Annotated in this window: 19 protein-coding genes; 10 read left to right on the top strand and 9 right to left on the bottom strand. The window is 63.3% G+C overall.

Annotated features, from left to right (window positions below; translation table 11 throughout):
* Position 1: 1 nt before the first annotated feature.
* Complete coding sequence (gene madM, locus FEM01_RS03335; protein WP_138217842.1) at positions 2-766, top strand: malonate transporter subunit MadM; 765 nt, start codon at positions 2-4, stop codon at positions 764-766.
* Positions 767-1,202: 436 nt separating this feature from the next.
* Here madM and FEM01_RS03325 read toward each other — a convergent pair whose 3' ends face one another.
* Entirely contained in the window at positions 1,203-2,114 is a 912-nt protein-coding gene (locus FEM01_RS03325; RefSeq protein WP_138217841.1) for a LysR family transcriptional regulator, read from the bottom strand.
* 95 nt (positions 2,115-2,209) lie between these two features.
* Positions 2,210-3,538: an MFS transporter gene (locus tag FEM01_RS03320; RefSeq protein WP_138217840.1), complete on the bottom strand. Its 1,329-nt coding sequence runs from the start codon at positions 3,536-3,538 to the stop codon at positions 2,210-2,212.
* Positions 3,539-3,692: 154 nt separating this feature from the next.
* Here FEM01_RS03320 and FEM01_RS03315 point away from each other — a divergent pair, with 154 nt between their 5' ends.
* Positions 3,693-4,790, top strand: coding sequence for a sugar diacid recognition domain-containing protein (locus tag FEM01_RS03315; RefSeq protein WP_138217839.1), 1,098 nt, complete (start codon positions 3,693-3,695; stop codon positions 4,788-4,790).
* A 118-nt stretch (positions 4,791-4,908) separates the two neighbouring features.
* Positions 4,909-6,048 carry a glycerate kinase gene (locus tag FEM01_RS03310; protein ID WP_138217838.1) on the top strand — a complete coding sequence of 380 codons (1,140 nt, stop codon included), beginning with the start codon at positions 4,909-4,911 and terminating at the stop codon, positions 6,046-6,048.
* A gap of 19 nt (positions 6,049-6,067) precedes the next feature.
* Here FEM01_RS03310 and FEM01_RS03305 read toward each other — a convergent pair whose 3' ends face one another.
* Positions 6,068-6,955: a phosphate/phosphite/phosphonate ABC transporter substrate-binding protein gene (locus FEM01_RS03305; protein ID WP_138217837.1), complete on the bottom strand. Its 888-nt coding sequence runs from the start codon at positions 6,953-6,955 to the stop codon at positions 6,068-6,070.
* The gene (locus FEM01_RS03300) at positions 6,943-9,270 is read right to left on the bottom strand and encodes a putative bifunctional diguanylate cyclase/phosphodiesterase (protein ID WP_138217836.1); all 2,328 of its coding nucleotides are present in this window, start codon (positions 9,268-9,270) and stop codon (positions 6,943-6,945) included. The genes FEM01_RS03305 and FEM01_RS03300 overlap by 13 nt, the downstream gene beginning before the upstream one ends.
* Positions 9,271-9,513: 243 nt before the next feature.
* Between FEM01_RS03300 and FEM01_RS03295 the strand changes: the two genes are divergently transcribed.
* Positions 9,514-10,092: a nucleotidyltransferase family protein gene (locus FEM01_RS03295; RefSeq protein ID WP_138217835.1), complete on the top strand. Its 579-nt coding sequence runs from the start codon at positions 9,514-9,516 to the stop codon at positions 10,090-10,092.
* Positions 10,093-10,106: 14 nt separating this feature from the next.
* Here the strand turns inward: FEM01_RS03295 and FEM01_RS03290 are convergent, their stop codons facing one another.
* Positions 10,107-11,033 (bottom strand): 2-hydroxyacid dehydrogenase, encoded by a 927-nt coding sequence (locus FEM01_RS03290; RefSeq protein WP_138217834.1) that lies wholly within the window; start codon positions 11,031-11,033, stop codon positions 10,107-10,109.
* A gap of 136 nt (positions 11,034-11,169) precedes the next feature.
* Positions 11,170-12,261, bottom strand: coding sequence for a tartrate dehydrogenase (locus FEM01_RS03285; RefSeq protein ID WP_138217833.1), 1,092 nt, complete (start codon positions 12,259-12,261; stop codon positions 11,170-11,172).
* A 92-nt stretch (positions 12,262-12,353) separates the two neighbouring features.
* Between FEM01_RS03285 and FEM01_RS03280 the strand changes: the two genes are divergently transcribed.
* Positions 12,354-13,253, top strand: coding sequence for a LysR substrate-binding domain-containing protein (locus FEM01_RS03280; protein ID WP_138217832.1), 900 nt, complete (start codon positions 12,354-12,356; stop codon positions 13,251-13,253).
* Between the two features lie 41 nt (positions 13,254-13,294).
* Here FEM01_RS03280 and FEM01_RS03275 read toward each other — a convergent pair whose 3' ends face one another.
* From FEM01_RS03275 to FEM01_RS03265, 3 genes are all read right to left on the bottom strand, one after another.
* The gene (locus FEM01_RS03275) at positions 13,295-13,714 is read right to left on the bottom strand and encodes a YeeE/YedE family protein (protein WP_138217831.1); all 420 of its coding nucleotides are present in this window, start codon (positions 13,712-13,714) and stop codon (positions 13,295-13,297) included.
* 2 nt (positions 13,715-13,716) lie between these two features.
* Positions 13,717-14,169 carry a YeeE/YedE family protein gene (locus FEM01_RS03270; RefSeq protein WP_276610505.1) on the bottom strand — a complete coding sequence of 151 codons (453 nt, stop codon included), beginning with the start codon at positions 14,167-14,169 and terminating at the stop codon, positions 13,717-13,719.
* A 105-nt stretch (positions 14,170-14,274) separates the two neighbouring features.
* Positions 14,275-16,398: a TonB-dependent siderophore receptor gene (locus FEM01_RS03265; protein ID WP_138218168.1), complete on the bottom strand. Its 2,124-nt coding sequence runs from the start codon at positions 16,396-16,398 to the stop codon at positions 14,275-14,277.
* 383 nt (positions 16,399-16,781) lie between these two features.
* Here FEM01_RS03265 and FEM01_RS03260 point away from each other — a divergent pair, with 383 nt between their 5' ends.
* From FEM01_RS03260 to FEM01_RS03240, 5 genes are all read left to right on the top strand, one after another.
* Entirely contained in the window at positions 16,782-17,588 is an 807-nt protein-coding gene (locus tag FEM01_RS03260) for an ABC transporter ATP-binding protein (protein WP_171030900.1), read from the top strand.
* Positions 17,585-18,568: a FecCD family ABC transporter permease gene (locus tag FEM01_RS03255; protein ID WP_138217828.1), complete on the top strand. Its 984-nt coding sequence runs from the start codon at positions 17,585-17,587 to the stop codon at positions 18,566-18,568. Before FEM01_RS03260 ends, FEM01_RS03255 begins: the two co-directional genes overlap by 4 nt.
* Positions 18,565-19,605 carry a FecCD family ABC transporter permease gene (locus tag FEM01_RS03250; protein WP_138217827.1) on the top strand — a complete coding sequence of 347 codons (1,041 nt, stop codon included), beginning with the start codon at positions 18,565-18,567 and terminating at the stop codon, positions 19,603-19,605. Before FEM01_RS03255 ends, FEM01_RS03250 begins: the two co-directional genes overlap by 4 nt.
* A 28-nt stretch (positions 19,606-19,633) precedes the next feature.
* Entirely contained in the window at positions 19,634-20,572 is a 939-nt protein-coding gene (locus tag FEM01_RS03245) for an ABC transporter substrate-binding protein (RefSeq protein WP_240791706.1), read from the top strand.
* A gap of 177 nt (positions 20,573-20,749) precedes the next feature.
* Positions 20,750-21,742, top strand: coding sequence for a TauD/TfdA family dioxygenase (locus FEM01_RS03240; RefSeq protein ID WP_138217826.1), 993 nt, complete (start codon positions 20,750-20,752; stop codon positions 21,740-21,742).
* Positions 21,743-21,780: the final 38 nt, after the last annotated feature.

Raw genomic sequence — 21,780 nt, 5'->3', positions numbered from 1 at the left:
CATGTGGCCGATCATTGATAATGCCCTGGAACACAATGGCCTGATCACCGCTTTCGCGGTGGTGGGCGCAATCATGTGGCTGTCGGTGCTGCTGTCGAAGTACCTGACCTTTGGCCGGGTCCATGGCTCAGCCATCGCCATCGTCATCGGCCTGGTGCTGGCCTGGGTTGGTGGCACGCTGACCGGTGGACAGAAAGGCCTAGCCGACATGGCTCTGTTCTCGGGGATAGGCCTGATGGGCGGCGCCATGCTGCGCGATTTCGCCATCGTTGCCACGGCCTTCGAGGTGCAGGCCACCGAAGCGCGCAAGGCCGGCATGATCGGCGCGGTAGCGCTGCTGCTGGGCACCGTGCTGCCGTTCATTGTCGGCGCCTGCGTCGCCTGGGTCTTTGGCTACCGCGATGCGGTGAGCATGACCACCATCGGTGCGGGAGCGGTGACCTACATCGTCGGGCCGGTGACGGGGGCTGCGTTGGGCGCAAGTTCCGATGTGATGGCGCTGTCGATCGCGACCGGCCTGATCAAGGCCATTCTGGTGATGGTGTTCACGCCGGTATCGGCGCGCTTGCTGGCGTTGGACAACCCGCGCTCGGCGATGGTGTTCGGTGGCCTGGCCGGTACGGTGTCCGGGGTGACGGCCGGGCTGGCCGCCACGGATCGGCGCCTGGTGCCGTATGGGGCGTTGACCGCGACTTTCCATACTGGGCTAGGGTGCTTGATGGGGCCTTCGATCCTGTACTTCTGTGTGCGGGGGTTGGTGGGGTAGAGGTTGCTGAGGTCTGCGGAGCCACCCACCGCGTCGCTTGCTGCGTGGTGGTCTGGCACGCCGGTAAACCCGTTTCCACCTGTAGGAGCGGCCTTGTGCCGCGAAAGGGCTGCGTAGCAGCCCCGGCAGTATTGCATGAAGCTAAAATCCTGGGGCCGCTACGCAGCCCTTTCGCGGCACAAGGCCGCTCTCATAGAACTACACATGACTTTTTGATTTAGCAGGGACCTGTGGGAGCGGGCTTGCCCGCGAACACCGGCGAAGCCGGTGCCATACACCGAGTCGCCTGCTTCGCGGGCAAGTCGGGGCGCCGAACCGCCGCTCCCACAGGGTACGCGGCGCGCTTGCGAAATCAGTTCTCTGCACGACAGCGCAGCCCGGCAGGGCTGGGTGAACTCCTACAGGGATCGCGATTGAGCAAGACAGTTACGCCCAATCAAACCTCCCGGCTGTACATCCGGCATTCGGCCAACAACGCCAACAGGTTCGGCTCGCGCTCCCGCGCCTTGAGAAACACCACCCCGATATGCTGCTGCAACCGATACCGGGGCTGTAGCGCGATCAACCTCACGCGGTTTTCATACACCGCCGCGATGCGACCCGGCAGCAACGCAAACCCGACCCCCGAACTGACCATGCTGAGCAACGTGAAGATATCGTTGACCTGCATCGCCACCTTTGGCTCGAAGCCTGCCTGCTGGAACACCCGCGCGCCGTCGCGGTGGGTGGCAAAACCTTGGGTGAGGGTGATGAAGGTGGAGTCGGCCAGGTCTGCAAGGTCGACCTCGTCCTGGTCGGCGAACGGCGAGTCGGTGGGCACGGCAAGGAAAATATCGTCCGAGAACAGCGGCAAATGCTCACATGCCGGGTCGCTGACGCTTTCGTCCAGCGAGACCAGGATCGCGTCGAGTTCGTGATTTTTCAGGCGCTGCAGCAGGTCGATGTTCGAGCCCAACGTCAAGTCGATGTTCAGTTCGCTGCGGCGCAGCTTCAGGCCCATCACCAATTTGGGCACGGTCTTGACCGTCAGCGAATACAACGCGCCCAGTCGAAAACGCTCGGCATAGAAGCCTGCGGCTTCGCGGGTCTGGCGCACCATCTGTTCGGCATCCTGGATCAGCTGGCGGGCCTTTTTCTCCAGCACGTAGGCGCTTTCCAGTGGAATCAGTTGGCGGCCTTCGTGCTTGAACAACGGGCAGCGCAACGCGCTTTCCAGCGAATGGACCGCGCGGTGCACGCTGACCGCGCTGGTGGACAGCGCGGCGGCGGCGCGGCCGAGGTTGCCGGTGCGCATGAAGGCGAGGAAGGTTTCGAGTTTCTTCAGGGTTAGTTCTTCGTCGATCAGCATGCGCGCGGTCCGTGGCGGGGGCCAGGAGAGTGTGCCAGATCCGAAGCCATCGTGGGCAAGCCCGCTCCCATCGCGTGGGAGCGGGCAGGGGGGTATCAGCGCGCGCCGGCGAGGGCGGTGTTGCCTGCGCGCGAGACGCGCAGGGCCACCAGGCTGCCGATCACGATCAGCGCCGCCAGGGTGTACAGCGCAGCGTCGGTGGAGCCGGTCTGGTCCTTGATGAAGCCGACCAGGTAGGGGCTCAGGAAACCGGCCATCTGGCCTACCGAGTTGATGATCGCCAAACCCGCCACGGCGGCGCTGGCGCTAAGCAGCGCGGTGGGCATCGGCCAGAACATCGGCAAGCCGGTGAGGGCGCCCATGGTGGCGATGGACAGGCCAAGGATCGCGACGGCTGGCTGGGCGGCGAAGTTCACCGCGATCAGCAGGCCCAGTGCGCCCATCAGCATCGGCACCACCAGATGCCAACGGCGCTCGTTGCGCAGGTCTGCCGAACGGCCCACCAGGATCATGAACACCCCTGCCAGCAGGTACGGGATGGCGCTCAGCCAGCCGATCAGCAGCGGGTTGTCGAAGCCCATGTTCTTGATGATCGACGGCAGCCAGAAGTTGATGGCGTACACGCCGCTCTGGATGCAGAAGTAGACGAAACCGAAGGTCCAGATCAGCGGGTTGGTCAACACCGACAGCACGCTATCGCCGCTAGTGGACGGCTTGCTGGCAGCATCGGTGGCCAGGTCGGTTTCGATCATCTGGCGCTCGGCCGGGCTTAGCCATGCGGCCTTGTGGTGACCGTCGCTCAACAGCAGCACGGCCAATGCCCCCAGGGCCACGGTCGGCAGGCCTTGGATGAGGAACATCCACTGCCAACCGGCAAGGCCGCCTTGGCCTGCGCCGAAGTGCTCCAGGATCCAGCCCGAGAACGGCCCGCCGAGCAGGCCGGAAACCGGGATCGCCGACATGAACAACGCCATGATCCGGCCACGCCGGGCCGCCGGGAACCAGCGCGAGAGGTATAGCACGACGCCCGGGAAGAAGCCGGCTTCGGCGGCGCCAGTGAGCAAGCGTAGGGTGTAGAACTCGGTGGGGGTGGTGACGAACAGCAGGCAGGTCGACAGGCTACCCCAGGCGATCATCATCACCGCGATCCAGCGCCGTGGGCCGAAGCGATTGAGCGCCAGGTTGCTGGGCAGGCCGCACAGCACATAGCCGATGAAGAAGATGCCGGCGCCGAGGCCGTAGACGGTTTCGCTGAACTTCAGCGCGTCGAGCATCTGCAACTTGGCAAAGCCAACGTTGACGCGGTCCAGGTAGTTGAACAGGTAGCAGATGAAAATGAACGGAATCAGCCGTAGGGTGATGCGCCGGTACAGCGCGTTGCGGGTGACGTCGTTGCCTTGGTCAAGGGCGGGGCTGTGTGCCATGATCGGGGTCTCTTTTGTTATGGTTATCGCCGCGTCGCCTGTAACCGGCGCTCGCCCGATGAGTCTCGGGCAGTGTAGCGCGGCTGTCTTTGTGCTTTTGCACAGCGTTGGCCGCAGCCTGCTGTGCTGGCGACCAAACCTCAAGGATCTGTGCATGTTCGAACTGGACCACGAGCTGGCCCAGGACATCGTCGATCGGGCGATGGCCATTTTGCCGTGCAACGTCAATGTGATGGACAGCCAGGGGCTGATCCTGGGCAGCGGCGAGCCTGAGCGTATCAACACCCGCCATGAAGGCGCCCAGTTGGTGCTGGCCAACGGGCGTATCGTCGAGCTGGACAACGACGCGGCCAAGTGCCTCAAGGGCGTGCAGCCGGGGGTCAACCTGCCGCTGATGCTCGATGGCCGGCTGATCGGCGTGCTAGGCCTGACGGGGGATCCGCGGCAGCTGCGTACCTATGGCGAGCTGGTGCGCATGACCGCAGAGATGCTCCTGGCCCAGCGCCATTTGCAGGTGGAGCAGCAATGGCGCCGTCAGCGCTGCGACGACTTGCTGGCCTTGCTGCTCGGTGGCACAGGCGATTCGCCCAGGCTGGTGGATGAAGCGCAGCAGCTTGGCCTTAAACCCAACCTGCCACGGGTGCCTTGTCTGCTCGAACTCCAATCCGGTCCCCCGGCTGAAAGCCTGGCGGCGTGGCTGCTGAGCCGATTTCCAGACAGCTGGTGTGTCAGCCCCGCGCGTCAATCGCTGCTATGGTGCCGCCCGGCGTCCACGGCGTTGGACGAGGCTCGCCTGCTCGAGCGCTTGCAGCGCCATGGCTGGGACGTCGAACGGCTGGCCTCGGGGAGCCCGGCGCAAAGCCTTGAGCAGTTACGCCGCGGTTACCGACGGGTGCGCGACCTGCTCGCCTACGGGCGCGAAGTGCTGCCGCAGGAGCGCCTGCTCAGCCTTGCCCGTTACCGCCTGCCGGCACTGCTGTGGCGCCACCGCAACGACGATGCGCTGGATGAGTTGCTTGAGCCACTGCTGCGTATTCGTGCCAAGGACAACAGCGGTCAGTTGCTCAATACGCTGCGCGCCTGGTGCGCGCATGACGGGCAGAGCCAGGCGTGTGCCGATGCGCTGGGGATTCATCGCAATAGCCTGCGCTATCGGCTGGAGCGGATCGCCGAGGTAGGGGAGGTGGATCCGTTGCGCATGGAAGGCATGCTGAGTTTGTACTTGGGGCTGCAGTTATTGCCGGCAGGGTAAGCGCGCTCACCTGGACAGGCATCTGCCCAAACAACCGGCGCGCGGCTTTGTGCATCCGACCGACGCCACCCTGTCACGCAACTGTCAGCATGCGCGGTACAAGACAGGAGAATTCCCCATGAAAATCGTGATCGCCCCCGACTCGTTCAAGGACAGCCTCGATGCTGCCGGTGTCGCCTGTGCCATCGCTTGCGGCCTTGCCGAGGTGTGGCCGCAGGCCGAGTTGGTCCAGGTGCCGATGGCTGACGGTGGCGAAGGCACGCTGGAGGCAATCGTTGCAGCAAGCCACGGCGAGCAACGTCGCCAGAGCGTGCGCGGACCGCTGGGCGGTAACGTCCAGGCCAGCTGGGGCTGGCTGCCCGAGAGCCAGACGGCAGTGATCGAAATGGCCCAGGCCAGCGGCATCCAACTGGTGCCGGGGCACCAGCGTGATGCTTGCCGCTCCAGTACCTGGGGGACTGGCGAACTGATCGCTTCGGCGTTGGACGCCGGTGCCCGGCGTATCGTCCTGGCTATCGGTGGCAGTGCGACCAACGACGGTGGTAGCGGCATGCTGCGGGCCCTTGGCCTGCGTTTGTTGGATGCCGACGGCCAGCCGCTGGCCGAGGGTGGCCTGGCGCTGGCGCAACTGGCGCGCCTCGATGCCAGCGACCTTGATCCGCGCCTGGCCGAGGTGCAGGTCGAGGTCGCTGCGGATGTCGACAACCCGCTGTGTGGGCCCAGTGGGGCTTCGGCGATCTTCGGTCCGCAGAAAGGCGCCAACCCCGAGCAGGTGCAGTGGCTTGACCAGGCCCTGGGGCATTTCGCAGACCATTGCGCGCGGCTACTGGGCAGCGATAGGCGCGATGAGCCCGGTAGCGGTGCGGCGGGCGGCATGGGCTTTGCTGCCAAGGCGTTCATGGGGGCGCGGTTCCGCCCTGGTGTAGAGGTGGTTGCAGAGCTGGCTGAGCTGGATGCGCGGGTCCAGGGTGCCGACCTTGTGATCACCGGGGAAGGGCGCTTCGATGCCCAGACCCTACGCGGCAAGACGCCATTAGGCGTGGCACGGGTGGCCAAACGGCATGGCGTGCCGGTGGTGGTACTGGCTGGAACCTTGGGGGCCGGTTACGAGCAGCTGTATGCACACGGCATCGACGCCGCGTTTGCCCTGGCCAGTGGGCCGATGAGCCTGGAGCAGGCGTGTGCCGATGCCCAGGGGCTGCTCAAGGCGCGGGCGGCGGATGTGGCCAGGTTATGGCAGGCCGCCAGCGCCCGCTGATCGGGGCTAGCGGCCTTGTTCAAGGATGTGGCTGGCCAGGCCGCAGCGATGTTTCCATCATCTTTTCCAGACCGGCATATTCCTTGTGCGCCACGGGGACCAGCCCGGTGGCGTCCTGGGAGGCGATGAACTCGGTCAGTGCCTCGGGATCTGCCAGCATGGCCTTGCGCAGCTTGTGCTTGAGCGCCGGGCACAGGCCTGCACTGAACACGTAAGGGTCGTAATAGATCGGCGCGGAACGCCATAGTACCTGCAAGCGCCTGGGGTCGAGGGTGTGCGCCTTCAAATACGCATCGGCGCGCTCGCTGGCGACGAAGGCCGCGTCCACCCGGCCTTCGAGCAACGCGTCCAATGCCTTGTCGTGGTTACCTGCATACACCAGCGAATTGAAGTACCCCTGCAACGGGGTGCCGACCTTGCTGGCGAACTCCACGCTGGGCACCAGGCTGCCGGAGGTGCTGGCCGGGTCGTTCAATGCCACCCGCGCACCGCGCAGGCTATCGAGATCGGACGGCCCGTCTGCGCGGGTCAATAGCAAGGCTTGGTAGTGGTTACCTGCCGGGGTATAGGTGCCAGCGCTGAGGGTGAAGGTGGCGAACGGCTCGATACGCCGGTCGCGCTGGTGGGCGATGATGTACGACGCCGGGCCCAGACGGGCGAGGTCGGCCCCACCGGAAACGATGGCATCCACCACGCTTTCGTAGGACGCGCTGATCACCAGTTCCACCGGCACGCCAGCGGCTTCGCTCAGGCGCTTAAGCAGCGGTTGATGCTCGTCGGTCATGGCCTGCACGTCCTTGATCGGGATCACTGCCAGGCGCAGGCTGTGGGGTGTGCAGTTGGCCTGAGCGGCCATCGCCAGCAGCTGCGTCAGCGCCACGCTGGCGAAGGTTTTCAATACACGCATGCCTTTTCCTCGGCACCGCTGAACGGCGGGTAATCGTGCAACTGGGCCAAGGACAGGGGGCGGCTGAAGTGGTAGCCCTGGGCGATGTCGCAGCCAGCGAGCTTCAGGCACACCACTTGCTCGCGGGTTTCGACCCCCTCGGCGACCACTTCCAGGCCCAGGCGCTTGGCCAGGATGATGGTTGATGACACGATCGGGCTGTCGTCGTAGCTGTTGGACAATGGAGCGATCAGCGCCCGGTCGATCTTGAGCTTGGACAGCGGCAGCGCCTGCAGGTGGGCAAAACCTGCATAGCCACGGCCGAAATCGTCGAGGCTGATGCCAATACCTGCCGCGCGCAGACGATGAAGGTGCTCCACGGCTGTGCCCTCTGGGTCGAGCACGGTGGTTTCGGTGATTTCCAGCTCCAGGCGCTGCGCGGCGAAGCCGTAGGCGTCGAGTTCTGCCAGCAGGCGATCGCTGAAGTCGGCTTGACGCAACTGCAAGGCCGAAACGTTCACTGCCAGGCGCGTATCGCGCCACTGTTCGCCGCCTAGGGCCAGTGCCTCGCAGGCCAGGCGCAGCACTTCCCAGCCCAGATCGACGATAAAGCCGCTGCGCTCGGCCATTTCAATGAAACGGTCCGGGTAGAGCAGGCCGAATTCGGGGTGTTGCCAGCGCACCAGGGCTTCGTAGCCGAGCACTTGCAAGGTATCCAGGCGAATCTGCGGTTGAAAATGCAAAACGAACTGGCGCTCGGCCAGGGCGTTGCCAAAAGTCTGTTCGAGGGTGAAGGCCTGAATGTCGGACAGGTTCAGCGACGGGTCGAAGAATCGGTACTGGGCGCGCCCGGCCTGTTTGGCGGAGTACATGGCGGCATCCGCGCAGCGGATCAAGGTGTCGATGTCCTGGCCGTCACGTGGGCAGATGCTGACCCCGACACTGGGGCTGGTGTTGACCTCCTGGCCATCCAGCGCATAGGTGGCCGAAAGCTTGTTGACCAACGCCCGGACCCAGGCATCGATCTGCTCCTCGCCACGTTCGCCGGCCAGCAGCACGACGAATTCATCCCCGCCAAAGCGTGAGGCCTCATCGCCAGGCTCCAGCATATGCTGGATACGCCCGGCCACCGCCTGTAGCAGCAAGTCACCGATCTTGTGGCCCAGGGAGTCGTTGATCGACTTGAACCGGTCCATGTCGATGAACAGGATCGCCATCAGCCGACGTTTTCCGCGCTGTTGGGTCAGCGCCTTTGCCGCCACTTCGACGAACTGGCGGCGGTTGTGCAGCCCGCTCAGGTGATCGGTGGCGGCGGCATGGCTGCTGCGCCGGTGTTCCTCCTCCAGGCGGCCGATCAGTTGCTGGTTGACCTGTTGGGTGCGCTCCAGTTCGCCAAAAGCCTCCTGGCGCTTGCGCAGTAGGCGCATGCACCACGCCAGGCTGGCCAGGATCAGCAAGGTCATGACCAGGTTCAGCCAAAACTGGCGGTGGGTGCTGAGTGTCGAGGGGGCGAGGATTTCGTCGTTGCGCTGGCTGACCACCACGCTGAAGCCGCGCTCGGGCACACGTCGGTAGAGGCTTTGATAAGGCCCTTGGAGGCTGTACTGGGTGAGCGCGCCAGATGTCTCGCCGCTGTCAGGCAGATCCGGCGCGAGGGCCTCACCGGCCACCACCACGCCGCTGGTGTCGATGCGCAAGCGCTCCTGACCATCGTCCTGAAGCAGGCGCATCATGCCTGTTCGGCCCAAGTCGATGTGCTGGAACAGCAAGGCCAGGTAACCGATGTCCAGTTGAACTACCAGAATGGTGTCGATTTCCCGACCTGGCAGGTCGGTCAGCGGCAGCAGGAACGGCAAGCGCCAATTGGGTTGTACCGAGGCAGGCGAGGCGGGCATGCCACGCGGCATGAAGGCCTTGAACCCATAGCGCGCGACATGCCGCTCAAGCTGCTCGCGCCAGGCCGCTGGAAGCTGTTCGGGCCCATCGGCGTGGCTGGAGGAGAGCAGCCGGCCGTGACGGTCGTACAGGCTCATGCGTTTGAACACTGGGTCTTCGGCAAGAATGCGTGCCAAGCTCAGGTTGCCTTGGCGCAGGCGCCTCATGTCGTCCTGGGTGACACGCCCTACGGCTTGGGCACGGTCTACCAGTTGACGCAGGTTTTCCGCGACCATGCTCGCCAGATTGAGGTGTTCGGCGGCTTTTGCCGACAGCGCGTCCTGACGCGTGGCAGCTTTCTGGCTGATGTGCAGGCCCCACAGGAAGGTGAGGGTGAGAGCACACAGCATCAATAGCAGCAGCGGCAACAGCCCTGCGCGCGAGCGTGAACGGCGGATCACTGCGTTATCCCCGACCTTGGGTGAAGGCTGAAAAATACGACAGAAACATGACAGCAGAATGACTAGTGGCACATTGACTTTATCTGGCATCGCCCAGGATGGCTGCCAGCGCAACATCGCTGTGCTAGTGTCGCCGCATACCCCCAAGATCGATGACCTGGCCATGCTTGAAAGCGTAAGAACCGATATTTTTCAGCGCGCTGCGATGGGTTCGCGGGTTGCCGTGCACAAGTGCCAGGCGCGATGACCGTCGTCGCGCTGGTATTGGCGGCGGGGCAGGGTTCGCGCTTTGGCAGCGACAAGCGCAGGGCGTGTCTGGCCGATGGCCGCAGCTTGTTGCAGCACAGCGTCGCGCGGGCGCTGGCAGTGTTCGATGAGGTACGCGTGGTGTTGCGCCCTGGCGAAACGGCAGCGCAACTGGGCTTGCCCGATAGCTGCCGGGTGGTCATAGGCACGCAGGCCATGCTGGGCATGGGGCACAGCATGGCGGCAGGCGTCGCCTCGTTGGCCGACAGCCCTGCGCAGGCCGTGGCTATCGTGCTCGGCGACATGCCTTGGATACAACAAAACACCTTGCGCGAACTGTTGGCGCTTGCCAACCCCGGCGCGATTGTCGTAGCCCGGCACCAGGGGCGCAATGGCCATCCGGTGCTGTTCGGCCGCGAGTTGTGGCCGGCGTTGGCTCGGCTCGCGGGTGATGAAGGTGCTCGCTCGGTCCTGCAACGCTATCCAGAGCGGGTGAGGGTACTTCAGACCGAGGATGCCGGGGTGTTGCAAGACGTCGATACGCCCGGTGCCCTAGACTCAGTCACCAGCGCTTGAGTTCGTTGTACACGTCAGTACCCGCGTTCGCGCGATACCCGTCCTTGCATCGGCTCGCCGCGCTGATGCCGCCGTAGGTTATCCAGCAACACCTGAAAAGCCGAGGCCGGGTGAGTCACCGCGCCGATATGCGGCGTCACCCATACCTTGGGGTGATCTAGCAAGGGGTGGTCGGGTGCTGGCGGTTCGCAGCTCAGCACATCGACGATGGCGCGTCGCAGCTGGCCGCTGTCCAGCGCGGCCAGCAAGTCGGCTTCACGCAGGTGACCGCCGCGCCCTAGGTTGACCACGCTGGCCCCTCGCGGCAGTGCGTCGAACAGGCGTGCGTCGAGGATACCGGCTGTGTGCGCGGTCAGCGGCAACAGGCAGATCAGGATATCGCAACCGGCCAAAAAGCCCGGCAGGCCTGCGTCACCGGCATAGCATTGGACACCCTCGATCTGCTTGGCCGAACGCGACCAGCCGCGCAGCGCGAAACCGAACCCGTGCAACTGGCGCAACACTGCCTGGCCAAGATTACCCAGCCCCATGACGCCTACCCGCCGTTGCGCCGCCGGCACATTCTGCTGCACCTGCCAAAGCCCCTGGCGCTGCTGGTCCAGGTACAGAGGCAGGTCGCGGTGCAAGGCCAGCACCGCGAGGGTGGCGTACTCGACGATACCCTGGACGATACCGGGGTCGAGCATCCTGACGATCTGCACGCTCGGTGGCAGCGCGTTGCTGTCGAACTGATCGACGCCGGCAGACGTGGCAAACAGCACTTGCAGGTTGCTGAAGTGCCCGGCGATATCCTCGGGAGGCTGCCAGGTGGCCAGGTAACGGATCTGCGAGGGATCACCGATTTCAGGCCACAAGCGCACCTCGATATCGGGGGCGTGCTCGGCGAACAGCGCTTTCCAGGCGCGACCTCGATCCGGGTCGACTTTGAACAGCAGGGTCATGGTGCCTCGCTTGCGGGGATGGCGGTCAGAAGGCACCAGCTTGCCAGAGCGCGACGCAACATTCGCCTGGCCGGCGCGACAAATGGCATAGAGGCTACAGAGGTGCCTTCGGGGCGCCTGGCACCTCTGCGGGGGCTCAGCGCTGCAACAGCGCTTCAGTGATCGCGGCACCCACCTGCTGGGTCGATAGCGTGCCGCCCATGTCTGGGGTTAGCTTGCCCTCGGCAATCACCGTCTCTATGGCCTTGAGCATGTCGTCGTGGGCGCGCTGGTAGCGTTCATCACCCTGGCCGAGGAACTCCAGCATCATCGCGCCGGACCAGATCATCGCGATGGGATTGGCGATGTTCTTGCCGTAGATGTCCGGGGCCGAACCGTGCACCGGCTCGAACAGCGACGGGAAGCTGCGCTCGGGGTTGAGGTTGGCCGACGGCGCGATGCCGATGGTGCCGGCGCAGGCAGGGCCGAGGTCGGAGAGGATGTCGCCGAACAGGTTGGAGGCCACCACCACATCGAAGCGATCCGGTTGCAGCACGAAGCGCGCGCAGAGGATGTCGATGTGCTGCTTGTCCCAGGTGACCGTGGGGTAGTGCGCGGCCATCGCCTCGGTGCGCTTGTCCCAGTACGGCATGCTGATCGCCATGCCGTTGGACTTGGTGGCCGAGGTCACATGCTTGCGCTCGCGCTTCTCGGCCAGTTCGAAGGCGTACTTGAGGATGCGATCGATGCCACGGCGGGTGAAGATCGATTCCTGGATGACGAATTCCTGCTCGGTGTTCTCGAACATGATCCCGCCAATCGACGAGTACTCGCCTTCGGTGTTTTCCCGCACCACCACGAAATCGATATCGCCGACCTTGCGCCCGGCCAGGGTCGAAGGCACGCCTGGGAACAAGCGCACCGGGCGGATGTTCACGTACTGGTCGAACTCGCGGCGGAACTTGAGCAGCGAGCCCCACAGCGAAATGTGGTCGGGCACCTTGTCAGGCCAGCCGACGGCACCGAAATAGATGGCATCGTAGCGCTTGAGCTGCTCGGACCAGTCGTCCGGCATCATCTTGCCGTGTTGCAGGTAGTAGGCGCAGCTAGCCCACCCGAAGGTGTCGAACTGCAACGCCAGGCCGTATTTGTGTGCGGCGGCTTCCAGGACCCGGATGCCCTCAGGCAGGACTTCGAGGCCAATGCCATCGCCGGGAATGGCCGCGATACGAAACGGGGTGTTGGTCATGGGGGAAACTCTGTCCGGTGGAGGAGCCCCTATGCTATATATCTCCAAATCAGACAAAATCAGTACATTTATAGAAACTTGGTTTCCGAATCGTGAACAATCTACCCAGCCTGCACGACTTGAATGTGTTCTTGTTGGTGGCACGTCGTTGCAGTTTTTCTGCTGCGGCTGACGAACTGGGCATGTCTGCCGGGTTTGTCAGCAAACGCGTTCGCGCGTTGGAGCAAGACCTCAACCTGCGCTTGCTGCACCGCACCACGCGCAGCGTGACCCTGACCGAGGAGGGGGAGCGCGTCAGTGCCTGGGCGCAGCAATTGTTGTATCAGGTCAGCCAGCTGGGCGATGAAATCTACGCCTGGCAGGGTGAGCCCAAAGGTCTGCTAAGGGTGGTCAGCAGCCCAGGCCTCGGGCGTCGCATGGTCGCGCCGGCATTGGCTGAATTGGCCGTGCGCTACCCTGGGCTGGACATCCGCCTGGATATCCAGGATCGCTTGGTGGATTTGATGGAGGAGGGCGTGGACCTGGATATCCGGGTGGGCAATGACATATCGCCGCATGTTATCGCCAAGCCGCTGGCCAAGAACCATCGTGTGCTGTGCGCTAGCCCCGGCTACCTGCAAGCGCGCGGCACACCCGAAACCCTGGCAGACCTGGGGCAGCATGACTGCTTGGTGATCAAAGAGCGGGACCACCCGTTTGGGGTCTGGAACCTGATCGGGCCCAGAGGGCCGCAGACCGTCAAAGTGGCGGGCAGCCTCTCTACCAACAATGGCGAAATCGCCCGGCAGTGGTGCCTGGATGGGCGTGGCCTGCTATTGCGTTCGAGGTGGGATGTCAAAGACGACCTGCAAGCTGGGCGGCTCGTGCAGGTGCTGGCTGAATACGCTCAGCCTGCGGATATCTGGGCGGTACATACCTCGCCATTGCTCAGTTCGGCGAAGGTGAGGGTAACGGTGGAATTTCTGGGCGATTACTTTCGCCAGCGCTGTTGAAGGCGGCGTCTTCCATACGTTCAACCATCATCTGAGTCGGCTCAAGCGCGGCGTCGGCTCTCCAGTGCCTTGAACAACAGCATGCCGCTGAGCATGGCCAACGTGAACACCAGCACTTGCCAGTGCCCTGTGAGCAACGTGGCCACTGCCGGGCCTGGGCAGATCCCTGCTATGCCCCAGCCGATGCCGAACACTAAACTCCCGCCAATCAAGCGCGCGTCCAATTCTCGTTTGACCGGTAGCTGCATGGGCTGACCCAGCAGCGAGCGGGACTGCCGACGGGCCCATGTCAGCGGTCCCACGGCGACGCCAATGGCCCCGAGCATGACCAACGCCAGGGAGGGATCCCAGGCACCCGTAAGGTCCAGAAACGCCAATACTTTGCTGGGGTTGGCCATACCTGCCAACAGCAAGCCCAAGCCGAACAGCAGACCTGCGATGAACGCCGACAGTTTGGCCACGTTCAACCTCCCAGCAGATGACGCAACACGAACACCGTGACGAAACCACCCAGCATGAAGCTCACAGTGGCCACCATCGAACGGGGCGAAAGGCGCGATAAGCCGCATACCCCGTGGCCACTCGTGCAACCTGAGCCGTATCGCGTACCGACGCCCACCAGTATTCCGGCGACCACGAGGGCGACTCCGTCACTTTCGAATGTGATGTGTGGCAGCGTGAAGAACAGGCCCCAGAGTAGCGGTGCGACAAGCAGGCCCAAAAGGAAAAGGACTGTGTCGCTGCGGCCCTCACAACCGCGCTGTAAAAGGCTGCCGATCAGGCCGCTGATGCCGGCGATACGCCCATTGGCGATGACCAACAGACTGGCCGCCAAGCCAATCAACGCGCCGCCTGCAAGGGATGACCAGGGGGTGAAGCTGAGCCAGTCGATGTGCACGAGTTTCTCCGATGCCACATGGAAACTCGCAGGTTTTAGCACATCCGCCCGCCCGCTGCCTCTATCTTTCAGAGACAGGCAGCGGGCATGGCAGGGTGCTTGCGCGGCGCGCGCCGGGGTGGATTACCAGTTGAAGTTCAGCGAGGTCACCAGGGTGCGCTCGTCACCGTACTGACAGTCGACGGCGTCACAGGTCGTGTAGAGCTTGTTGGTCAGGTTGGTGGCATTGACGGTTACCGTCCACTGGTCGTCGATCTGGTAGCGCGCCATGGCGTCAAACAGGGTATAGGCGGGCATGGACGAATCCAGGCCCGAGACCGGCGTGGTACCCATGTAGCGAGCGCCGCCGCCCACGGTCAGTTTCGGAATGCCCCAGTTGACGAGGTTGTAGGTGGCCCACAGCGCCGCCTGGTGATACGGCGTTTCATCGATCCGTTGATTGATCTCGGAGTCAATGGTGCTCTTGATGGTGCGGGCATCGGTATAGCTGTAGGAGGCGATTACGCTGAGTGCCGGGGTGACGTCCGCCTTGGCTTCCAGCTCCAGGCCGCGCGAGCGGACCTTGCCGGTCTGGCGGAACTCTTCGGTCACTGGGTCCTCTTTGAGCACGTTGGTCTGGGTCAGCTCGTAGACGGCTGCGCTGAGCAGGACAGTGCTGTCCTTGGGCTGATAACGCACACCGGCTTCGTACTGTTTACCTTCGGTGGGTTCGAAGTTCAGGCCGGGGGCTTCTGCTACCGAAACCGGGAAGAACGACTCGCTGTAGCTGACGTAGGGCGCCAGGCCGTTGTCCGCCAGGTACACCAGGCCCGCGCGCCAGGTGGTGGCTTCGTCGCTCTGGCTGGCCTTGGCACCTGTGCGATGCGCCATCTGATCCTGATCAGCCCAGTCGTGGCGGCCACCCAGCACCAGGACCCACTTGTCGTCGAACTTGATCTGATCCTGTAGATACACACCTTTTTGCAGCGTATCGATCTGCGAGCCACGGTCCAGGGCACGGGCTCTGTTAACCACTACGGGCTGTCCATAGTTGTAACGACTCAGGTCCAGGTCGGGGGCAGCGCCTCGGAAATTATGGGAATCGTAGGACATGTCGTAGCCGTCGAAACCGAGCAGCACGGTTTGTTCGACGTTGCCGAACTGCCATTTGGATTCGATGTTGGTATCGCTGCCCAGGACCCGAGCACGTTCGTGGCGGTCACTGTATCGGCGGTTCAGAATGCCGGTCGTGGCAGTGGCGGCGGCCGTACCGGGCACGACCTGCAAGTACCTCCACTTCACATCCGACTCGGAATAACGCAGCTTGTGGTTGACCGTGAAGTGCTCGTTGAAGCGGTGGCTGAACTCGTACCCCAGGGCCGACATTTCGCCATTCATGTCGTCGTAGTCCGGCTCGCCGATGAAATCGTGGCGGCCGATCTTGAAGGCGCCGTTACCGACACCTTTGGTCAACTGATAGGGCACCGGTGCAGGAAAACGCGTATCGGTCTTCTGGTAGAAAGACAGCAAGGTCAGCGAGGTGTCTTCGTCTGGGCGCCAGGTCAGCGCCGGGGCGATGTAGAACTTGTCGTCGTTGAGATAGTCCTGCTGGGTATCGCTGTCGCGCCCGAGCATGGTCAGGCGGTAGCTCAGGGTGTCGCTATCGCCCAATGGACCACTGAAATCGGCGGCGAGCTGTTTGCGGTCATAGGAGCCTACCTGTAGGTTCAGCTCGTGAAACGGCGTCTGGGTTGGGCGCTTGCTGACGCCGTTTACCATGCCGCCAGGCGAGAGCTGGCCGTAGAGCACCGAAGCAGTGCCGCGAATGACCTCGACGCGCTCCAGGCCATAAGGTTCCTGGGTGCCGTCGTAGGAGTTGGTCTGTAGGCGCAGGCCGTCGCGCAGCGAGCCGCCGGTGGCGGATTCGACCGAGAAACCACGCACGCGGAAGCGGTCCGCCGTGCGGTTGAAGTTGGTCGAGCCGCTGGTGAAGCCTGGCGTGTATCTCAGCGCTTGGCCGAGGGTTTCCGCCTGGCGGTCGCGTACCTCATCGCTCGTCACCACCGACAGCGACTGCGGGGTTTCGGTGATCGGCGTATCGGTCTTGGTCGCGCTCAGGTTGCGTTTGGCTACATAGCCGACCACGTGCTCGGTGGGCTGCTCGACGCTTTGCCCGGTGACGTTGGTGGCCTCGATTTCCAAGGGCGCAACCGTGGTGGCTGGGTCGGCCTCAGCGGCATGCAGGCTGCCTGAACCCAGGCTGGCCATGGCCAGTGCCAGTGCAGTAAGGCTGAAGGCGGGACGTGGGGCGAAACGTTCGGGGCTTGGGTGCGTAACCTGGCACATGGCGAAGGAACATCCTTTGGTCTTCTAGTATGTGTGCGCGAGGCGGAGGATGTTCTGCGATCCTTCACGCCTGCTTCTTGGCAGTCAGCAGTAGCGGGCGAACTCTACATCTAAATGAGAAATATTTGTACTAGCGCACAATTTATTGTCTTCACTAATTTATTGCTGCAAGCTACTGCGCATGAATGTTCAAGGCCTGGATGCTGCCGTAGGTACTGTCCGCCCTGAGCGGGGTGAGATTCGCGATGAACCCACATGTCCGGCGGGCTGCGCTGGTGCGGGGGTTCGAATTCGAGTGTGCGTGCATGTTGAAAGCGACGGGGCTTGAGCTTCAATTCGACGGACTGAAGGTGCTGGATGACATCAGCCTGAGCATTTCCGAGGGCTGTTTTACTGCGTTGATTGGTGCCAATGGGTGCGGCAAGACCACCTTGTTGAACGTGCTGGCACGCATGCTGCGCCCCGCCAGCGGCGACGTATTGCTACAAGGTAAGCCCCACGTTCAGCTCTCGCGCCGTGAACTGGCCAGGCAAATCGCACTGTTGCCGCAACGTACCAGCTCGCCTGCCGGTATCACCGTGCGCGAGCTGGTCATGCAGGGGCGCTACCCCTGGCAAAGCTGGTGGCAGCCGTGGAGTGATGCCGATCAACAGGCGGTTGATCGCGCCGTGGCACTGGCCGATGTCGGGATGCTGCTGGACCGCAGCTTGACCTCCCTGTCCGGTGGACAATTACAGCGCTGCTGGATTGCCATGACACTGGCGCAGGAGACGCCGGTCATCCTGCTCGACGAGCCCACCACCTTCCTCGACATCGCTCATCAGATCGCTTTGCTCGAACTGCTCGCCGAGTTGCGTGACCAGGGGCGTACTGTCGTCGCGGTTCTGCATGACCTCAACCAGGCCGCGCGTTATGCCGATCAACTGGTGATGTTGCGCCAGGGCAAGGTTCACGCCCAAGGGGCGCCTGCCGAGGTCTTCACCCCGGGCAACTTGAAGGCGGTGTTCGACCTGGATGCGCACATTCTTATCGATCCGCATTCCGGTGATCCTCTGTGCGTGCCGGCGTCGTCTGCGCGCCTGCGCGCGCACGACGGCCAGGTGGCCCGATGAGCGGTGGGTTGCGCTGGCCGATCTGGCTATCGATCTCGATCGGCATTGTCCTGGCCTCGACGCTGCACCTGGCGGTGGGGGCCAAGTCGATCCCGTGGCATGATGTCTGGCAGGCGCTGCTGGCGTATGACCCGAGTCAATCTGATCACAGCGTCATTCGCGGTTCGCGTCTGCCGCGCCTGTGGGTGGCGATGCTCGTGGGCGCCTGCCTGGGGCTGGCTGGCACGCTGATGCAGGCGGTTGGCGACAATCCATTGGCCGATCCGGGCATCCTCGGCATCAATAGTGGCGCGGCCTTGTTCGTGGTCATTGGCTTGCTGGTGCTGCCGGGCAACGACATGAGCATGATTCCCTTGTTTGCCTTCAGCGGCGCTCTGGTGGCCGCCGTCGGCGTCATGCTGCTGGCCGGGCGCACACCCAATCCGGTGCGGCTGACGCTTTCCGGGGCGATGATGGCCGCGCTGTTCGGCGCTATCACCGCGATTGTGTTGCTGATCGATCAGCAAGGGCTGGACAGCCTGCGGCGCTGGCTGACCGGCTCGCTGGGTATCAGCGGGGCAAACCTGCCCAGTTGGCTCTGGCCCTACCTGGTCATTGGCCTGTCGCTTTGCCTGCTCAATGTGCGGGCATTGAATGCCTATCGGCTGGGTGCACAGGTGGCCTCCAGCATGGGCGTCAACCTGTTGCGCATGCGCTTGTTGAGCTTGGCAGCGGTGGTGCTGCTGTCCGGTTGTGCGGTGGCACTGGCTGGCCCGATCGGTTTTGTCGGGCTGGTAGTACCGCATGCGGCGCGGCTGCTGGTTGGCCACGACCTGCGGCAATTGCTGGTAGCCACGCCTTTGTTGGGCGCCTTGCTGCTGGTGCTGGCCGATGTCGTGGCGCGCACCCTGGTGAGCCCCTATGAACTCAACACCGGCATCGTCACCGCGCTGATTGGCGGTCCCGTATTCGTCGGGTTGGTATTGAGGAAACTCAAGTGAGTCGCTGGTTGACCACGCCAAGGCGTTGCCCCGGGTTGCCTTGGGTCGGCCGCCCCATTGATGCATTGGCGGCCTTGACGCTGCTCTTGTTGCTGACGGCCCTGACGGTGTATGCGGCCAGCGTCGGCAGCTACACCACTAGCATGGCGCAGCTCTGGCAGGGCCTGTTCGCCGACGAGGCGGCGCTGTCGGCCAGTGTCCTATGGGAGTTGCGCCTGCCGCGTATCCTGCTGGCGATTCTCGGGGGTGCAGCGATGGCGCTGGCCGGGGTGTTGATGCAGTCGCTGACGCGCAACCCACTGGCTGCGCCGGGATTGGTCGGGGTCGAGGCGGGCGCCAGCGTCACCATGCTGCTGATCCTGGTGCTGTGGCCGCAAGCCTTGCCGGTGGGGCTCTATCCACTGGCCGCGTTGCTCGGTGGCCTGGCGGTGGCGCTGTTCATCGTCGCGCTATCCTGGCGCGCTGGGATTGCCCCGCTGCGTCTGATTCTGGTTGGCGTGGGGCTTACGGCCATGCTCGGTGCCGTCTCCGATCTGCTGATCACCTACGGCAATATCGATCGGGTCGAATCGGCGTTGATGTGGCTTGGCGGCAGCCTGCATCGCAGTGGATGGCCGCAGGTACAGAGCCTGCTGATCTGGCTGCTGGTGGCGGGCATACCCCTGTTGTTTTGCCATCGCCAGCTCAATCTGCTGCAACTGGGCGAGCGTGTGGCGCTCAGCCGCGGCCTGAATGCACCGTTGATCATGCTGTTGCTGCTGCTGTGCAGTGTCACCTTGACCGCAGCGACGGTGGCCAATATCGGCGTGATGACGTTCGTGGGTCTGGTCGCGCCGCACCTGGCACGGCAGTTGTGCGGTGATCGGCATGGCGCGCTGCTGCCGCTGTCGGCACTGTTCGGCGCGCTACTGGTACTGCTGGGCGACACCCTCGGGCGCGCCTTGCTGCCGCCGTTGCAACTGCCGGCGGGCCTTGTGGTCGCGATTATCGGTGCGCCTTATCTGTTGGTTTTGCTGGCGCGGCAACGCAACCGTTGACGCGTCGTCACTGAAGGACAAGACGAAGATGATGGTGAAGTTCAAAGCGCTTTCCCTGATGGCCTGTGCGCTGCTGGGTCTGAGTTCGATGCAGGCCGTGGCCGCTGACACCCGTGTGTTCGAGAACCGTTTCGGCCGTGTCGAGGTGCCCGTCGAGCCGCATTGCGTGGTATCGCTGCACGACCTGAGCTTGACTACCCAACTGCTCGAGCTGGGCGTAACCCCCTGCGGCTCCACGGGGCGCAAGAAGCTGCTCGCCGATGCGATGTTCCGTGGTGCACAGCAGCGCTTCGATGTCTCTGGCATTCGCTATGTCGGTTCACACCAGGCGCCTGATCTTGAGGCCATCGCGGCGCTCAAGCCTGACCTGATCGTCGGGTTGTCCTATCACCAGGACCTCAAGGAGCGCCTCAGTAGCATCGCCCCGGTGGTGCTGCTGCCAGCGCGCGAGGCCGGTATCAAGACCTACGCCAAGGAGCTGGCCGAACTGGTAGGCAAGCAGCAGCGCTACCAGAAGCTGTTGAGCGAGTACCAATGGATCGTTGGCGAATTCGCCAAGCGGGTGAAGGAGCCGGGGCGCATCACAGTTACCACCCTGGAGGTCTATCCAGACGGGTTCCAGCTGATTGGCCGCTCTGGCATGGATGACGTGATCGCCGACTTCGGCCTCGGGCGTGTGTCGGCCTTCAAGGAGGCACGTCCGAACGTGCCTTACAGCCTGGAACGCATTGGCGACTTCGACAGTGATTTCATCATCGATACCTACGAAGAAATGCTCGATTCGCAGGCGAGCACCGAAGCCTTCCGCCGTTCGCCGCAGTGGCAGAACCTGTTCGCGGTGAAGAATCATCAGTTCCTGTATTTCAACCGTAGCCGCTTCGCCGACACCATGCAGGGCATGATCGGCTCGGCGTACCTGCTGCTGTCGCACATCGGCGAACGCGACTACAACCTCCAGGAAAAGTAAGCATTCTTGGGCAGCCGCTGAAGCCGTCCAAGTGATGATAGATACGCTGCTGCTTCGCCAACTTGCGTGCAGCAGTAGCGTACGCGGCTTATACATAAATAATATTAATTCACGTTTGATAGTGAGTATGTTTTGCGATAACTTGTTGCGCCTCATCAGTAGCGCCAAGGAATCCAGATGCTTACCGATTTGCTCAGCCGTGCAGACCATTCACTGGATGAGGTTCAGGCGCGTGGCGAGGGGCTGCTACCTCGCGTGTTGCGCGCCCCGGTTCCAGGCGACTCCTGGCGTGATCACGCCGCGCTCATCAAGCGTGCTGTCGACTGCGATTTGCAGACCATCGGGGGCATCCTCTTTCGCGATTTCGCCTTCCGTGACACCAACGACTTCGAAGATTTCGCCCGCAGTTTCGGTCACGAGCTGCTGACCTACGACTACGCTTCCACGCCGCGCACCAAGCTCAACAGCCGCGTCTATACCTCCACCGAATACCCCGCTCACCAAGTCATTGCCCTGCACAACGAGCAGTCCTACGCGTTGAACTGGCCGATGAAGATCTGGTTTCACTGCATCCAGGCCGCGCCGGTCGGTGGCGAGACCCCGATTGCTGACAGTCGCCTGGTGTATCAGCGCATCGATCTGGCCATCCGCCAACGTTTCGCTGAAAAACGCCTGATGTACGTGCGCAACTACGGCAATGGTCTGGACCTCACCTGGCAGCAGGCTTTCAGCACCGAGGATCGCAGCGAGGTCGAGCACTTCTGCCGGCTCAGCCACATCGACTTCGAGTGGAAGGACGACGGCGAGCTGCGTACCCGCCAGGTCTGTCAGGCCGTCGCGCAGCACCCGGTCACCGGGGAGTGGGTCTGGTTCAACCAGGCGCATCTGTTCCATATCTCCAACCTGCCGGCAGCACTACGCGAAACGCTGGTGTCGATCGTCGGAGAGGAGGGTGTGCCACGTAACGTCTTCTACGGTGACGGCTCGCCCATCGAGCCGGAGGCGCTGGAGCATGTGCGCGATGTCCTGCAGCGCACCCAGATCAGCTTCCCCTGGCAGGCGGGCGACGCGCTGATGCTCGACAACATGCTGGTCGCCCATGGCCGCTCCACCTTCCAGGGAGAGCGCAAGGTGGTGGTGGCCATGGCCGAGCCCGCTTCGGCTGTCTGACGCTGAATAACCCTCGAAGCCACTGCCAGGGTGGCTTA

It is taken from the genome of Pseudomonas mosselii, from assembly GCF_005796105.1.
Taxonomy (GTDB): domain Bacteria; phylum Pseudomonadota; class Gammaproteobacteria; order Pseudomonadales; family Pseudomonadaceae; genus Aquipseudomonas; species Aquipseudomonas mosselii_C.
Note: the sequence above shows the minus strand (reverse complement) of the source record. Positions and strands in the feature narration are given on the sequence as shown.

What these genes read in the sequence shown, in the direction of transcription:
- madM (WP_138217842.1), top strand. Translation starts at nt 2, where the DNA reads ATGTGGCCGATCATTGATAATGCCCTGGAACACAATGGCCTGATCACC.
- FEM01_RS03320 (WP_138217840.1), bottom strand. Translation starts at nt 3,538, where the DNA reads ATGGCACACAGCCCCGCCCTTGACCAAGGCAACGACGTCACCCGCAAC.
- FEM01_RS03305 (WP_138217837.1), bottom strand. Translation starts at nt 6,955, where the DNA reads ATGCGTGTATTGAAAACCTTCGCCAGCGTGGCGCTGACGCAGCTGCTG.
- FEM01_RS03260 (WP_171030900.1), top strand. Translation starts at nt 16,782, where the DNA reads ATGTTGAAAGCGACGGGGCTTGAGCTTCAATTCGACGGACTGAAGGTG.
- FEM01_RS03240 (WP_138217826.1), top strand. Translation starts at nt 20,750, where the DNA reads ATGCTTACCGATTTGCTCAGCCGTGCAGACCATTCACTGGATGAGGTT.
- FEM01_RS03285 (WP_138217833.1), bottom strand. Translation starts at nt 12,261, where the DNA reads ATGACCAACACCCCGTTTCGTATCGCGGCCATTCCCGGCGATGGCATT.
- FEM01_RS03245 (WP_240791706.1), top strand. Translation starts at nt 19,634, where the DNA reads ATGATGGTGAAGTTCAAAGCGCTTTCCCTGATGGCCTGTGCGCTGCTG.
- FEM01_RS03265 (WP_138218168.1), bottom strand. Translation starts at nt 16,398, where the DNA reads ATGGCCAGCCTGGGTTCAGGCAGCCTGCATGCCGCTGAGGCCGACCCA.
- FEM01_RS03310 (WP_138217838.1), top strand. Translation starts at nt 4,909, where the DNA reads ATGAAAATCGTGATCGCCCCCGACTCGTTCAAGGACAGCCTCGATGCT.
- FEM01_RS03295 (WP_138217835.1), top strand. Translation starts at nt 9,514, where the DNA reads ATGACCGTCGTCGCGCTGGTATTGGCGGCGGGGCAGGGTTCGCGCTTT.
- FEM01_RS03315 (WP_138217839.1), top strand. Translation starts at nt 3,693, where the DNA reads ATGTTCGAACTGGACCACGAGCTGGCCCAGGACATCGTCGATCGGGCG.
- FEM01_RS03325 (WP_138217841.1), bottom strand. Translation starts at nt 2,114, where the DNA reads ATGCTGATCGACGAAGAACTAACCCTGAAGAAACTCGAAACCTTCCTC.
- FEM01_RS03290 (WP_138217834.1), bottom strand. Translation starts at nt 11,033, where the DNA reads ATGACCCTGCTGTTCAAAGTCGACCCGGATCGAGGTCGCGCCTGGAAA.
- FEM01_RS03255 (WP_138217828.1), top strand. Translation starts at nt 17,585, where the DNA reads ATGAGCGGTGGGTTGCGCTGGCCGATCTGGCTATCGATCTCGATCGGC.